General features: G+C 43.8%; 12 protein-coding genes and 1 pseudogene. 9 read left to right on the forward strand and 4 right to left on the reverse strand.

Annotation, left to right across the window (positions count from 1 at the left end):
- Positions 1 to 197: 197 nt before the first annotated feature.
- A pseudogene (locus tag E0698_RS24200) lies at positions 198 to 551 on the forward strand (GH39 family glycosyl hydrolase); the annotation flags it as partial.
- 526 nt (positions 552 to 1,077) lie between these two features.
- On the opposite strand, the gene E0698_RS24210 reads toward E0698_RS24200, so the two are convergent.
- Positions 1,078 to 3,021, reverse strand: coding sequence for a serine hydrolase domain-containing protein (locus E0698_RS24210; RefSeq protein WP_192513176.1), 1,944 nt, complete (start codon positions 3,019 to 3,021; stop codon positions 1,078 to 1,080).
- Between the two features lie 525 nt (positions 3,022 to 3,546).
- Here E0698_RS24210 and E0698_RS24215 point away from each other — a divergent pair.
- Positions 3,547 to 4,152 (forward strand): pentapeptide repeat-containing protein, encoded by a 606-nt coding sequence (locus tag E0698_RS24215; RefSeq protein WP_192513177.1) that lies wholly within the window; start codon positions 3,547 to 3,549, stop codon positions 4,150 to 4,152.
- 115 nt (positions 4,153 to 4,267) lie between these two features.
- A complete protein-coding gene (uvrA, locus tag E0698_RS24220; RefSeq protein WP_192513178.1) occupies positions 4,268 to 7,099 on the forward strand; it encodes an excinuclease ABC subunit UvrA in 2,832 nt (943 codons plus the stop codon).
- 164 nt (positions 7,100 to 7,263) lie between these two features.
- Here uvrA and E0698_RS24225 read toward each other — a convergent pair whose 3' ends face one another.
- Positions 7,264 to 7,566 (reverse strand): ATP-binding protein, encoded by a 303-nt coding sequence (locus E0698_RS24225; RefSeq protein ID WP_238354132.1) that lies wholly within the window; start codon positions 7,564 to 7,566, stop codon positions 7,264 to 7,266.
- Between the two features lie 156 nt (positions 7,567 to 7,722).
- Here E0698_RS24225 and E0698_RS24230 point away from each other — a divergent pair, with 156 nt between their 5' ends.
- Positions 7,723 to 8,850, forward strand: a complete 1,128-nt coding sequence (locus E0698_RS24230) for an NAD(P)/FAD-dependent oxidoreductase (protein WP_192513179.1) — start codon at positions 7,723 to 7,725, stop codon at positions 8,848 to 8,850.
- A gap of 171 nt (positions 8,851 to 9,021) precedes the next feature.
- Here the strand turns inward: E0698_RS24230 and E0698_RS24235 are convergent, their stop codons facing one another.
- Positions 9,022 to 9,888, reverse strand: a complete 867-nt coding sequence (locus E0698_RS24235) for a MurR/RpiR family transcriptional regulator (protein WP_192513180.1) — start codon at positions 9,886 to 9,888, stop codon at positions 9,022 to 9,024.
- A 259-nt stretch (positions 9,889 to 10,147) separates the two neighbouring features.
- Here E0698_RS24235 and E0698_RS24240 point away from each other — a divergent pair, with 259 nt between their 5' ends.
- Both E0698_RS24240 and E0698_RS24245 read left to right on the forward strand, forming a co-directional pair.
- Positions 10,148 to 10,879, forward strand: a complete 732-nt coding sequence (locus E0698_RS24240; protein ID WP_443146925.1) for a Gfo/Idh/MocA family protein — start codon at positions 10,148 to 10,150, stop codon at positions 10,877 to 10,879.
- A gap of 1 nt (position 10,880) precedes the next feature.
- Positions 10,881 to 11,873, forward strand: coding sequence for a Gfo/Idh/MocA family protein (locus E0698_RS24245; protein ID WP_192513181.1), 993 nt, complete (start codon positions 10,881 to 10,883; stop codon positions 11,871 to 11,873).
- 40 nt (positions 11,874 to 11,913) lie between these two features.
- Here E0698_RS24245 and E0698_RS24250 read toward each other — a convergent pair whose 3' ends face one another.
- Positions 11,914 to 12,456, reverse strand: coding sequence for a TetR/AcrR family transcriptional regulator (locus E0698_RS24250; protein ID WP_023988832.1), 543 nt, complete (start codon positions 12,454 to 12,456; stop codon positions 11,914 to 11,916).
- A gap of 202 nt (positions 12,457 to 12,658) precedes the next feature.
- Here E0698_RS24250 and E0698_RS24255 point away from each other — a divergent pair, with 202 nt between their 5' ends.
- From E0698_RS24255 to E0698_RS24265, 3 genes are all read left to right on the forward strand, one after another.
- Entirely contained in the window at positions 12,659 to 12,988 is a 330-nt protein-coding gene (locus E0698_RS24255; RefSeq protein WP_134914168.1) for a carboxymuconolactone decarboxylase family protein, read from the forward strand.
- A gap of 77 nt (positions 12,989 to 13,065) precedes the next feature.
- Entirely contained in the window at positions 13,066 to 13,812 is a 747-nt protein-coding gene (locus tag E0698_RS24260; RefSeq protein WP_192513182.1) for an SDR family oxidoreductase, read from the forward strand.
- 22 nt (positions 13,813 to 13,834) lie between these two features.
- Complete coding sequence (locus tag E0698_RS24265) at positions 13,835 to 14,818, forward strand: aldo/keto reductase (protein WP_192513183.1); 984 nt, start codon at positions 13,835 to 13,837, stop codon at positions 14,816 to 14,818.
- The last annotated feature ends 187 nt before the right edge of the window (positions 14,819 to 15,005 follow it).

A 15,005-nucleotide genomic window follows, 5' to 3' on the forward strand; every position in this document is an offset into this window, starting at 1 on the left:
CATATGAAGACTCTACGGCAGCCGCTATTGCAGCGTGTGGATTAATTGAAATTTCCAAAGCTGTAGTACCCCATGAAAAAGACCTGTATCTCGGTGCAGCGCTAAAAATGCTAAAAGCGTTGGATGAGACTCGTGCCGATTGGACTGAAAATTGTTACACTCATCTGACCGATTCTTTGTCCTAATGGACATTTACGGATGTGTTGGAAGAAGGAGGGGCTGGCGATTCCATAATTCACGGGGGGTTCGGCATGATTAATTTTCAGGGGATTGTGAAGCCTGTTTATCATGGTTACCGATTTCTGAATTTATTGGGTGATGAAGAATTGGCACGCAATGAGAAAGGAATTGTTACCCGGAATTCCAGCACAGGAAAGCTGTCTGCACTTGTATATCATTATGACGACGAGGCGGTGCTAACCGCTGTGCCAAATGCAATTACGCGGGAACAGAAACATCCGTTAGATATTCACTTATCATTGGAGGAATTACTCCAGGGACCTGTTTTATTGTGGAGACATTGGACGAGCATCATGGCTTTGCCATTCTAGCCTGGAAGGCAATGGGTTGTCCTGAACCTCCTACGCGTGAACAAACACGTGCTTTGCAGGGCACCGCTTTGGCCACGAACAAAAAAACGGTTTATGCTGACATAGATGGCTCATTGAAGCTTGAACTTACATTGACCCCGTGGAGCCTGATAGCTGTCCGCGAAGTCTAATTTAGGATAACTGTAAAAAAGCAGTCCAGTAGCTGCAAAAGTAAAGTACTGGACTGCCAAAATTTTATTGGAGTGCAACCACATTTCACTACTGCTACCCAAGAAATATAAAGGGATCGTCAGAAATGAACCATTTATGGAGAAAGTTTTCCCCATGTCATCAAGCTTAGCTAGGAGTGCCCTAAACTAAATATCACATCTGTTGTGCCAATAAAATCAAGAAAATTGAGAAGGGAGTACTTGCTGGAATTTCGCTGCGCACCAGGACACTTTGTCTAAAAGGTTACTCCCTCCGCACTATTGGTTTCTGCCTAAAGAGGGAGAGTCACTGCCCGAAAAAGGATTAAATCAGTGAGCTACGCCAAAAAGTAGAAATTATAGGAATACAGGAAAACCGAAATTGCCAGAAACGCAAGTATCAGCATCGCAATGGTTACCTTTCTTAACAATGTAGTTTTCGAAACATTCCAGGTTCTTATAGCAAGGTAGGCAGCTGGTACAAAGGCAAGACCCAGCACCCAGAAAAGGATAATATTCAAATTGAAATTGGACATAGGCTGAAAGGGGTCGCCTATCAATTGGATGCTTGAAGCAATAAAATTGACGATCACAAGCAGGCCCAGCAATGGCATCACGGTTACACTGTCAGGCAAGGGAAGCCGCGAAGTATTCTTCTGCTTTCTTGCGTTCATGATCTTACGCAGCCATCCCGTAATGCCAAAAACTGACCCAAGCGCAAACCAAATGCCGCATCCACCCACCAGCACATAACTGAAAATGGAGGTCTGCAGGAAGGACACCGGTAATTGGTCATCAATCACTCCATACGACAACTGCGTCACTTTCCCATCGGCATTGGTTAAGAAAAAAAGACGACTGATGTTTAGGCCCGCGTAATCATAAGGAGTGCTCCCGGGAGTCACGCGTTCAAAAAAATAGGGTTTGGTTTCTACATAATCAACATTAATATTCATGGATGGAATACTCAGAGTGATTCCGCCATTGCCGTTGGCTGAGACCACTTCTTCCGCATTGGATAATACGGGTATAAGCTTCAATATACCAGATGATACTGCGCGAGCAGAACGGTATTTTCCCGCCACATCCCCGCTATGCTTCAATGTGCTGTCCGCTTGCGGAGTAGCGTTGGAACCCCCGACAAACAGGTCAATGAGTTCGCTTCTCGCACCGGACATTTCATTTTCCACATTGGTCAGGATGCTGATCCCAAAGTTTTGATCCGGCACGATAGAGACCAGAGAGGAGAATGAATCTGTATTTCCACCGTGCTCGATAACACGATAATCCCCCGCGAACCGCTCCCAAAAACCATGGGCATTCCCCGGAAGCTCGGGATAGTGGGTATACGAAGCCTCATGCATTTCTCGCAGGGTTTCATTCTTGTTGAACAGCGAATATTTTAAGGAATGGTCCATGTTCAGATGAGCAAGCATAAAATGAGCCATGTCCTCCGAAGTAATGTTCAACGCACCAGCCGGCACATCATTAAAGAAAACATTCGGCTTTGCCACCCAGTTTCCATCCTTCTTGGAGTAGCCAGTTGCTTTATGTTCGATAACCTCTGGGATAAGATCATACCGTTGTGTAAAGTAAGAATGCTTCATGTCCAGAGGCTCAAATATATGTTTCTGAATATAGGTTTCAAAAGGCATTCCGGATACACGTTCTATAATATATCCGGCCAGGCTGGTCCCATAGTTGGAATAAGCAATCACTGTTCCAGGCTCATAAATCTGCTCAGGCTGATTTCCGGGTGCGATATGCTCCTTGAGAGGCCTAAGATCAGCAGGATCATGAACCAAAAGTTTTTCCAGGCGCTCCTCAAAACCTGCCGTGTGGCTCATCAGTGATTTCAGGGTAATAGGCTTATCAAAAGAAAGCTTGAGAAAGCCGTCAGGCAAGTATGTGCGGATGTCCGTATCCAAATCCAGCTTGCCTTGCTCAACCAGTTGCATTACGGCCGTCCAGGTGAACAATTTCGATACAGAACCGGCCTCCATATAGGTTGTTTCCGCACTTATGGGTGTTTGTTTCTCGATGTTTGAGTATCCGTAACCTTTTGAAAAAATAATTTTCCCGTCCTTTACCATGGAAACCGCAGCACCAGGAATCGCTGTACCTATATATTTCTTCATAATTTGATCTGTTCTGTCTTCGATTTCGGAAATCGGAATTCCAGAGGGAGTGGTTGGAACAGACCCAGAAGCATATGCCTGGACCGGGATAAGTGCCATCAATGCCAACATGAACAAAGAGGCAAACCGTTTTTTTAATTTCATATCAAGTCTCCTTTTTGCTGCGCTTGAATCTTTAAGAGCAGTCTGTTTATTGGAACATTTTTAGTGTAGCAGTCAAGTCTTTCTTATTTCTCTCCTGTTCCTTACTTTTTTCTTTCTCAAGTTAAGCCTCAGCGCTTATGTAGTGAACATACAGAAAGAGAAGTTCGACTGTACGAAATGGGAGAATGTCGGAGGACAAAAACATGTATTCATTACCGATTAAATAGTTATCTAAAATGTACTAAAACCCTCCTGACAACAGTGTGTCAGGAGGGTTTTCCTTCCTATGTAGACAAAGGAACTTAGACTATGAACTACTGAATATTTGTTTCAAAAAAAATGGACTTGACTTTACTTCCATTTTAGACAGGTACTTGACAGGTATATGATATATTAAAAAAAGTTGAGATTTGGGAAAGCAATTGATAAATCAACAAGACGGGAAATTCAATGCCTCTTAATAGACTTAGATCATGTTTGCCTATTCATAAGAATTAAAAATCAATTTAATGGCGGGGATATATAGTGTATCAATACAAAGACCAAGATTATGAAGCTGTTCATTTTGATGGACATGATTTACGGTATGGAGAACTTGCACGCTGCACTTTCAAAAAGTGTACATTCATGAATACTTCATTGGATGAGATCGAGACAAGTAATTGTCGTTTTATTGAATGTGATTTTAAAGGTGCTGCTCTATGTGGATCTGTCCATACGGAATCAGCTTTTGAAAATTGTACTTTTAATGGTGCCAACCTCTTTGTATCCAAATTTAGCTCCTGTAAAATGACAGGATCGGACTTTGCGGGTGCTCAAATGGACGGTGTCACTTTGAGTCAAGGAGACTGGTCCTACACTAATCTAAGGCATACTAAGCTGGGAAAACAGGATTTGAGAAGGATTCGTTTTTATGAAGCAGATTTTACTGATACGGATTTGGCAAAAGCTGACCTGAGAGACTGTGACCTAACGAGAGTAATTTTGAGCAGAGCCAACTTGCAGGGAGCCGATCTGCGAGGTGCCAATCTTGAAGGAATTGATTTGAAATCATTAAATATTAAAGGTGTACGAATGGATAGAGAGCAAGCAATCCTGTTTGTACGCTCCTATGGTGCAAAGGTAGATTGAAGAGCAGTAAGAAAGAAGCAGTAGCTCCTAATGTCTGCAATAGGAATTTTAACAGAAATATTACAGGTTGAATATTCAGTATGTATTTGGATGGAATAAGTAGGAGGAGCAGTACATGCAAAATTTTATTAACGTTCACGGAGCCCGAGAGAATAATCTGAAAAATATTGATATTCAAATTCCTCGTGACCAAATTGTTGTGATCACCGGGGTGAGCGGCTCGGGAAAATCCAGCCTGGCATTCGATACACTATATGCTGAGGGGCAAATGCGTTATGTCGAATCACTATCTTCCTATGCAAGACAATTTCTCGGGCAGATCAATAAACCAGATGTCGACTCGATCGAAGGACTCTCGCCCGCAATTGCCATTGAACAAAAAACGACATCTAACAATCCACGTTCCACCGTGGGCACTGTAACTGAAATTTACGATTTTTTGAGGTTATTGTGGGCAAGGGTTGGAACACCACATTGTCCAGCCTGTAAAGGTGAAGTTACACGCCAGTCTGTCGATCAAATTGTAGATCAAATATATAAACTTTCTAATGGCACAAAATATATGGTGCTCGCACCCATAGTACAAGATAAAAAAGGGGAGCACCAGCACGTTTTTGAACAAGCGAGAACGAACGGTTATGCGCGTGTGCGAGTAGACGGCACCGTTATGAATCTATCGGAAGAGATCCTGCTCGATAAAAATAGGAAACATACCATCGCTATTGTGGTGGACCGTCTGGTAGTGAAAGAGGAAGATACTCAGAGACTGACAGACTCTATTGAAACAGCCATTTCTTTGTCTGGCGATACCGTATTGATTCACCGGATGGATAGCGGAGAGGACATGCTGTTTTCCCAAAGTTTTGCTTGTGCCCGTTGCGGCTTTTCCTTACAGGAGCTGTCTCCTCGCATGTTCTCTTTCAACAATCAGTACGGCGCCTGTCCGACTTGCACGGGACTTGGGTTTCATCTTAAGGTTGACCCGATCAAAGTCGCACCCGATCGCAGTCAATCGCTGAACTCGGGCGCAATTAAGGCTACCGGATGGGGGAATGTCGAGACCAATTCCTTTTGCAAAATGTATTTTGAAGCGATTGGAAAAAAGGCTGGATTTGATCTGGATACCCCTCTTGATCAGCTTTCACAGGCAGCATTCGACATGCTCTTGTATGGAACACAGGGTGAAAAACTTGAACTCAGATGGGAAAACAATCATCAGGAGAAGGTGCTGTACCAGGCGTTCGAAGGGATTGTTAACAATCTGGACCGACGCTACCGGGAAACCCAGTCTGATACGATGCGGAAAGAACTTGAAGGCTATATGTCCGCTTTGCCTTGCCACGATTGTCATGGTGATCGGTTGGCACCGATGCTGCTTGCGGTAACCGTCTGTGATATGAACATTTCAGATTTCTGCAAGCTGTCTGTTACCGAAGCCCTTCATTTTATCGAAAACATGCATCTGTCCCCGGCTAAGGCAATGATTGCCGACCCGATTACGACGGAGATTGTTGACAGGCTTATATTTTTGAAAAATGTCGGTTTGGAATATTTGACGTTATACCGATCTGCCGGAACACTTTCAGGCGGGGAGAGTCAGCGCATTCGTTTGGCCACCCAGATTGGATCCCGCTTAACGGGAGTGCTGTACATTCTCGACGAGCCCTCGATCGGCTTGCATCAGCGAGACAATGAACGGCTTATATCCGCTTTGAAGGAAATGCGTGATCTAGGCAATACCGTTATCGTTGTGGAACACGACGAAGAAACGATCCGACAAGCAGACTGGATTGTGGACATTGGTCCGGGCGCTGGTATGCATGGAGGAGAAGTGGTCGCTCAGGGAGAACTTGATCAGATCACCGCAGAAGAACGTTCGATAACCGGCCAATATTTGTCGCATCAAAGGTGGATCGCGGTGCCGGAGAACCGCAGACCAGGCAATGGACATCATCTGACTATAGTGGGGGCAGCGGAAAACAATCTGAAAGACATCAATGTATCTATCCCATTAGGAACGATCACGTGTGTTACGGGCGTTTCCGGGTCCGGTAAGTCTAGTCTTGTTAACGAGATACTTTATAAAAAGCTGGCGGCGACACTAAATCGAGCTCACACTCGTGCAGGCAAACATTTACAAATCGATGGCATTCAGCATTTGGATAAGATCATTAACATTGATCAGAGCCCGATTGGGCGGACTCCTCGTTCCAATTCGGCCACGTATACAGGTCTTTTTGACAATATCCGCTCCCTGTTTGCCATGACAAATGAAGCCAAGGTGCGTGCATATGGCCCAGGTCGGTTTTCGTTTAATATTAAGGGTGGCCGCTGTGAAGCCTGTACCGGAGATGGACTGATGAGAATCGGGATGCATTTCCTGCCCGATGTGTATGTGCCTTGTGACGTCTGTAAAGGGAAACGATATAATCGGGAGACTCTGGAAGTTCACTATAAAGGAAAAAGCATTGCAGATATCTTGGAGATGACTGCGGACGAAGCCGTTATTTTTTTTGAGAATGTTCCAAAAATACGGAAGAAAATCGAGGCGCTTTGTAAAGTGGGGTTGGGTTACGTGAAGTTGGGTCAGTCTTCTACAACGCTATCAGGTGGAGAAGCGCAGCGAGTGAAACTTGCATCAGAATTGCTGAAGCCCGCTACGGGTTCGACGCTATATGTCATGGATGAACCTACTACAGGGCTTCACGTGGCGGATGTGCAGCAGTTGATCAACATTCTTCATGTGCTGGCTGATGATGGCAACACCATTGTCGTTATCGAACATAATCTGGATGTGATCAAGAATGCGGACTATATTATTGACCTGGGACCCGAAGGTGGTAGCAATGGAGGGAACGTCATATGTACGGGGACTCCGGAACAAGTGGCCAACTTTAAGCAGAGCTACACGGGGCAATATTTATGTAAAGAACTTAGAGACTGTTGATTTTATGATTTCGACTGAGATACAGGCGACCCGAAATTGGGTGCCTGTATTTTTTTTCCTAAATAGACTTGTGAATTGTATTAGTTGTTTGTCTAGGTGTGTGTACCTCATGAAATCGAACCAACCTGAATAGTAGATGATTTATTTTTGATATTTGTTGGCGTTCATGTCAGTAATGAAGTGATCGGAATTTCAATGCTTACTTGTCCGCCTCCACTCTGGGTGGAATTGGTGATGCCCAGCTTTCCTCCATGTAGGTTAACAATGGATTTCGTTATGTACAGGCCCATACTGTAATGTCCACTTAATCTTCTGGACGAGTCGCCCATATAAAATTGTTCAGCTGCTTGTTTGAGAGCTTCCGGAGAGAAGCCCGGGCCTTCGTCTATGACGCTGAACCGAATACGGTCTTCCACCGTCACCACGATCAACCTGATCTCGCTGTACTCCGGCGATGATGCCAACATGGTCAACAATTTGTTCGACTTCGGATAGGATTGTACTCATAGCCGATGTTGATGTTCGTCTAACATGTTTATCTCAATTGAAATAAATTGTTAATATTATGCATTCATGCAGTATCCGCTATAATGGATACAGTGATTTAGGAAAGGAATGTAATCATGAAGAAGGTCATCGTAATTGGATCAGGGATTCTTGGAGCATCGACAGCTTATCAGTTAGCAAAAATGGGAGCTAATGTCATTATTGTAGACCGCAAAGATAAAGGACAGGCTACTGATGCCGCTGCTGGCATTATCTGTCCCTGGCTATCACAGCGACGCAATCAGGCTTGGTATCGGCTGGCAAAAGCTGGTGCACGTTTTTACCCTGGACTGATTGAAGAACTCAAAAGCGAGGGAGAAACAGAAACAGGCTATGCTCAAGTGGGTGCTCTTAGTATCCATGATGATTTGGAGAAAATCAGAAAGATGGAAGAGCGGGCACACATACGACAAGCGGATGCACCGGAAATCGGTGAAATTACCCGCCTAAATGAAAAAGAAACCCATGAACGGTTTCCTTTGTTAGTAGAAGGTTATCATTCTGTTCATATTAGTGGTGCCGCCCGTATAGATGGTCGTGCGCTGCGCGATGCGTTGCTCCGATCAGCACAAAGAAACGGGGCCATCCTTGTACATGGGGATGCTGCGCTTCAATATGAATCCGACCATGTAACAGGAGTAGCATTCGGTGCAAAAAGCTTCTCGTCTGACGAAGTCATTGTTTGTGCAGGTGCATGGGCAAATCAACTGCTGCAGCCTTTAGGCATTCACTTTAAGGTTAGTTTTCAAAAAGCACAAATCATGCATTTACAGGTTCCTAATAGGCAAGACACAGGCACCTGGCCTGTAATCATGCCGCCTTCTGATCAATATCTGCTGGCCTTTGATAAACAGAAGATCGTAATAGGGGCGACTCACGAAAATGAAATCGAAGGTTACGATACGAGAGTAACAGCAGGTGGGATGCAGGAAATTCTGAATAAAGGTCTAGAATTGGCACCTGGTTTAGCAAACAGCAATTTTCAGGAGATAAGAGTTGGTTTCCGTCCTTTTACACCCGGTTTTCTTCCGGTGATAGGCGCTGTTCCTGGGTGGGACGGCCTTATAGCGGCAAACGGACTTGGAGCATCCGGGTTGACTATGGGTCCATATATTGGAAGTCAGTTGGCAAAGTTGGCACTTGGAATGGCTTTGGATATCGATATAAATGATTATGATATTCGAAAAGCAATAGATGAAAGTTGATCCTTACCTGCAGACAACACCATATATGCTTAAGAAGTCGCCATATTGGCGGCTTTTTTTGTTTTAGCGATATAAGTTCTTGTCCTTAGGGTGGGACAAGAACATGTATTCATAGCCGATTAGAAGTTTGACTAATGGCCTGGAGTCACCGAGGAAGCCTAGCTATTCATTCTATACGTCATTCATCATGTCATTGATATAGAAATTCTTCAACGATTGTGTTGTGGTTTGCATGTTTTTCGAATAGTCGATTTTATAGATACAGGAGTAAATCACATTTAATACGTAATCAAAGGCAATTTGCGACGAAAATGTACCAATCTTGGCATGTTTTACTTCGTCATTAGGCACCTGGATGCAGATATTACTGAGTTTTGCCAATTCACTTTGATTAGTTGCTGTAATTGTGATAAAAGGGATATTTTCACGTGTAAAATGCTGAGCTGCTTTTAAATAAATCGGCGACTTCCCGTGGTAAGTTAAAAAAATAGCACAATCCTGTGGCGTAAGATTAGCCGTATGGTAAGCCCATTCGTACAGCTCCGTGGCAATAACTACGTATTTGTTGATTTTAATCAATTTGTTCTGAAAACTTTTCGCTCGGATTTGTGAATCTCCTAACGCATATATAAAGATCCTTTTCGCTTGATCCAGCAACCGGGCTGTTTGCGACAGTAAGTCATCATCCATGAATGCAAAGTTTTTTTCGATCGTTTCCTTCATTAACTCTGCGATTTCTTTCGCCACTTGAAGTGGGGATTCATCAAGACCGAATGGATAGTTGGGGTCCACGTTGGAAATGTTTTGAGTATTTTGCTGAAATTCCCGAGCAAGTTTGATTATAAAATCCTTGAAGCCAGATAGCCCAAGTTTATGTGTTAATCGATTAATCGCGGAATGCGAAGTATACGTTGCCTTTGCAAGCTCCTGAATATTTAAGTGCAGGATGCTTTCCTTGTGAAGCAAAATATAGGATGCAATGCTTTTTTCATTTGGTGTAAAGTTTTGCATTTCTGATAATTGCATCAGTATTTTCAACAGGTTCACCCCGGCTCAATTGAATATAACGTTTGATAAATAATATGAAATAAACATTTTGTTTAAAAATAAACAACCATTTTTAAAAATAATCGGTTGAATGTACCATTTTGGCGGCAAATCCTTTACGATCAACGTTCTTCTTCTATAATAAATGAAAAAGAGCCTAAGGGGGAATTAATATGCTTACCATCGGGTATATTGGGAATGGCAAAAGCACGAACTGCTATCATCTTCCTTTTTCATTGAGAAACCTTTTATGTTAACCAAAGAAGAAGCCGTGTCGATCTTCCAATATGCTAAAGAGAAAAATCTGGTTATACAATGCTATCAAAATAGACGTTACGATTCGGATTTCCTCACTACCAAGAAGGTTATTGAATCAGGAAAGCTTGGAGATTTACTGGAGGTGGAGATGCATTACGATTATTTTCGACCTGAGATCCCGAACTCCACTTCTCATTTTTCCAAATATAACAGTTACCTATATGGACATGGCGCTCATACCATTGACCAGGTTCTTTCCTATTTTGGGAACCGGACACGATCCATTACGATTCGTCAATTGCTGGGTCCCGGGAGAATGAATGATTACTTTGATCTGGATTTTTATTATCCCTCGCTCAAGGTATCCATCAAATCCAGCTTTTTTCGCTTAAAAGACCGTCCGAGTTTTGTTGTATATGGCAAAAAAGGCGTTTTTATAAAGCAAACGAAGTATCGTCAGGAGGAGCATCTGAAATTATACTATCTGCCTAAGGGACACGCCGATTTCGACATCGACCAGCCCGAGCATTACGGCATCTTAACATATCTGGATGATAAAGGCGAGTACCATGAAGAAAAAGTCGTTTCTGAAAAGGGAGACTATGCCCGAGTGTATGACGATATCTATCATTCGATCGTACTTGGCAAAGAAAAAGTGATTAAAGACGAAGAAACGATAGCTTCTATGGAAATACTAGACAAAGGTATAGAGGAGTGTAACTAAAATGAAGTTGGGAATTGTCGGAGCAGGGATGATCGTAGGGGATCTATTGAGCTTTATTCAGGAAATCCCTACCATTTTATTAAAGGCCATTTGTTCTAGACCTAGCCACCAGGAGAAATTACTGGATTGGCAAAATAAATATGGTATATCTCAGATTTATTCGGATTACAGCGAGATGTTGATGAATAGTGATGTAGATACAGTCTATATCGGACTGCCTAATCATCTTCATTATTCATATGCCAAAGAAGCATTATTGAGTGGTAAACATGTCATTTGTGAGAAGCCGTTTACTTCCAATTTGCATGAATTTCTAGAGCTAAAAGAAATTGCTCAGCAAAGAAAACTGGTATTGGTGGAAGCCATTACGAATCAATATTCGAAAAATTATTTGTCAATGAAGGAGTATCTTCCTAAGCTGGGTGAGATCAAAATAGTTGAATGCAACTATTCCCAATATTCATCTCGGTATGAGGCTTTCAAAGCGGGAATAATCCGGCCTGCCTTTAATCCGGAAATGTCTGGTGGAGCCTTGATGGATATTAATTTATATAATATTCATTTGGTTGTTGGTTTCTTCGGGAGCCCTAAGAAGGTGGAGTATTGGGCAAACATGGAGCGTGGAATTGATACTTCAGGTATGCTGCTGCTGGATTACGGTGATTTCAAGTGTGTCTGCATAGGTTCAAAAGACAGTACGGCCCCCAATGCAGTGAATATTCAAGGTAATAAGGGCTATATACACATGGCAAGTCCGGCTAATGTATGCGACTGCTTTGATTACACTGCGAATAAGGAAACGCCAATTCGGGTGGACCTGAAAGATCATCCGCATCGTATGTATGACGAATTCGTTGAATTTGACCGTATTATCAGAGAAAAAGATTTGGAAAAAGTCTCGGATATGCTTGAACATAGCGAGAGGGTCATGAATGTCATTGAGAAAGCCAAGCAGTCCGCCAATCTTGTATTTGGTCCCGACAAACCATTTTGAGAGCAGCAGACATATGTCTGCTACTCTTTTCGCTCTAGATTTACAATTTCCGGTCCAACAGCATGCCTATTTGCTCTGCCATCTCGACAGGAGGGAGAGGTTTATCGTTCAAAAACCACCACTCCATAATCCCCACCACAGCGGACGCTGCATAACGGACAACCACTTCTTCGTTTAGTCCCCGATTTCTTGCTTCATTCATGTCGACCTCTTCCCGAAGTTCATCGATCATAAATTCAAGAAACTGAGTGCGGAAGTAAGGGGCGCCTTTGCTCACCAGCATCGTGGAGAAAAATAAATAGTTAGCCTCAAAATATTCAAACCAAACAATTTCGGCCTCTGTAAAGCTCAAATGAGCCGATTCAATACATAATCTTCGAAGTTCATTGATGTGTGCGGCGATCAGCTTATCCAGCAAATCATATTTGTCCACGTAATGAAGATAGATGGTTCCCCGGCTTACATTCGCTTTGTCGGATAGATCCTGAATTGTAATATGGTCGAAACTCTTTTCGGCCATCAACTCCGTTAACGCTTTTTTCAAGGCTTCCTGTGTTTTGAGTATTCTCCGGTCCACTTTCACTGTGTTCAACCCCTAAATTTCTAAGTGATAATTGACTGTTTTAACTTATATGTCTATTAATGAACAAATCAAGCACATTTAACAATTGAACGCATTCTGTATCAGATTATAATAATAGACACAAGTTCAAAAATGTATCTATTTCAATTATAGATGCATTTATATGAAGGATCAATGCAAATGAAGAAAGAGGAGATATCACATGTCAGATACTCAAAAACTTACGGCTGCACAGCGAACGATTGGGGACTTCTCACCAAAGATCGTCGAGCTGACCGACAAGGTTCTGTTTGGGGACGTATGGGAACGCAAAGAGCTGGCCCCACGCGACCGCAGTCTCATTACCGTAGCAAGCTTGATCACCGGAGGAAATTCCGAACAACTGGGCTTTCATTTGAGTAAAGCCAAAGACAACGGCCTTACGGAAGAGGAACTGATCGAAGTCATTACCCATCTTGCCTTTTATGCGGGCTGGCCGAAGGCGATGTCCGCTATTACAGTGGCCAAAGAAGTATTTGCAAAGGAAAACTAAGTTCCAAAGCAAACATTTTATATCCAATCGCAGAACCTCAATTAAGCAATTCAAATTAGAAAGGATGATCATTCACTATGTCCAATATTCAAGATAAAGTCGTTATTATTACAGGTGCTTCCAGCGGAATCGGAGAGGCAGCGGCCAAAGAGCTGGCATCTAAAGGTGCGAAGCTTGTGCTGGCGGCTCGCCGTGAAGACCGTTTACAAAATCTGCAAGAAGAAGTTGAACAAAGCGGGGGTACAGCCATCTACAAAGTAACCGATGTGACATCGCATGAACAAGTGGAAGAGTTGGCTTCGTATGCACTTCAAGAGTTTGGGAAAATCGACGTACTTATCAATAATGCCGGAGTCATGCCGCAATCGTTTCTCTTTAAGAAGAAAATTAATGAATGGGATATGATGATTGATATTAATATCAAGGGCCTATTATACGGGATTGCTGCTGTTCTGCCTGCGATGCGGGAACAGAAATCTGGTCATATCATTAATCTGTCTTCTATTGCCGGACATAATGTCTACCCAGGCGGCACTGTATATTGCGCGACCAAACATGCCGTAAGGGCAATTACGGAAGGTTTACGTCAAGAAGAGGCGATCAGTGGTACCCAGATTCGTACAACGAATATCTCTCCAGGAGCTGTCAGCACTGAATTGACGGAGGGAATCACGGATGCAGAGTTAAAACAAGCGTACGATGAGTTATATCAAGGAGCAATTAAAGCGGAAAGTATCGCACGTGCGATTGCTTTTGCGATTGAAGAGCCAGGAGACGTTGCGATCAATGAAATGATTATTCGCCCTACCACACAACAGGCGTAAGTCAACAGCAGGAGGAATGACGATGAATTATCGTACAGTAGGAAAAACAGGAATCAAGGTTTCAAATTTATGTTTTGGCACAATGTCCTTCGGGGGGAATGCCGATGAAGAAACATCCAAAAAAATGTTCAACCGCTCCCGCGAAGCTGGCATTAACTTTTTTGATACAGCAAACGTCTACAGCCAGGGTCGCTCCGAAGAAATTCTGGGCGAGTGCATCGAGGACTGTCGGGATGAGATTGTACTGAGCACCAAAGTTTTCTATCCGATGGGACAGGACGTGAATGCTGGAGGGCTTTCCCGCCGTCATATCATGCTTGAAGTGGAAAACAGTCTGCGACGCCTGAAGACGGATCGCATCGACTTCTACTTCGTGCATATGTTCGACGAAAATACGCCAATGGAGGAGACTCTTCGTGCACTCGACGATCTTCAAGCGCAGGGCAAAATCCTTCACCCAGCGGTGAGCAACTGGTCGGCCTGGCAGATTGCCAAAGCGCTCGGCATCTCTGCCAAGGAGGAGCTGGCACGCTTTGAATTGATCCAGCCGATGTACAACCTGGTCAAACGTCAGGCTGAGGTAGAAATCCTACCTCTTGCCGCTTCCGAGCAGATTGGGGTCATTTCGTACAGCCCTCTGGGAGCTGGGATTCTTACGGGCAAATACGGAACGATCAAACGACCGGAACAAGGGCGGCTGGTCGAAGAGCAGCGGTATACGGACCGTTATGCGGATGAAATGAATTTTGCCGTCGCCGACCGCTTTACTGCACATGCTGCTGAACGAGGCGTGAAGCCCTCGACGCTTGCGGTAGCCTGGGCGATGTCCAATCCTATGATCACGGCGCCAATTATTGGCGCAAGAAACCTCGCGCAGTTGGAAGACTCGCTGGGCGCTGTCGATGTAGAGATGACTCCAGAGTGGCGCGATGAGATTTCCAGACTTTCAGTGACTCCCGTACCTGCTACAGACCGGGGCGAGACGCTGCTGCCGAATTGGACTTGAAGACCGAAGACCACCTAAATAATGTTGGGGAAGTCGTCGGCGTTCCAGGTTTAATAGGAACCTCGCTGCGAAGTTAATCGAATCATACCGAAAAAGGGACGACCGTAACCGAGGCCACTGAAAAAGTCCCCCAGCTCACCAAAAGAGACAGTTCCTCATTTTTTTTGAGGAGTCTGTCTCTTTTTTT

The organism is Paenibacillus sp. 23TSA30-6 (genome assembly GCF_014858585.1).
In the GTDB taxonomy this organism is placed as follows: Bacteria; Bacillota; Bacilli; order Paenibacillales; family Paenibacillaceae; genus Paenibacillus.

Bases quoted from the DNA above. Each gene is read 5' to 3' on its own strand.
- E0698_RS24245 (WP_192513181.1), top strand. From the start codon at position 10,881: ATGAAGTTGGGAATTGTCGGAGCAGGGATGATCGTAGGGGATCTATTG.
- E0698_RS24210 (WP_192513176.1), bottom strand. From the start codon at position 3,021: ATGAAATTAAAAAAACGGTTTGCCTCTTTGTTCATGTTGGCATTGATG.
- E0698_RS24260 (WP_192513182.1), top strand. From the start codon at position 13,066: ATGTCCAATATTCAAGATAAAGTCGTTATTATTACAGGTGCTTCCAGC.
- E0698_RS24265 (WP_192513183.1), top strand. From the start codon at position 13,835: ATGAATTATCGTACAGTAGGAAAAACAGGAATCAAGGTTTCAAATTTA.
- uvrA (WP_192513178.1), top strand. From the start codon at position 4,268: ATGCAAAATTTTATTAACGTTCACGGAGCCCGAGAGAATAATCTGAAA.
- E0698_RS24255 (WP_134914168.1), top strand. From the start codon at position 12,659: ATGTCAGATACTCAAAAACTTACGGCTGCACAGCGAACGATTGGGGAC.
- E0698_RS24225 (WP_238354132.1), bottom strand. From the start codon at position 7,566: ATGTTGGCATCATCGCCGGAGTACAGCGAGATCAGGTTGATCGTGGTG.
- E0698_RS24240 (WP_443146925.1), top strand. From the start codon at position 10,148: ATGTTAACCAAAGAAGAAGCCGTGTCGATCTTCCAATATGCTAAAGAG.
- E0698_RS24230 (WP_192513179.1), top strand. From the start codon at position 7,723: ATGAAGAAGGTCATCGTAATTGGATCAGGGATTCTTGGAGCATCGACA.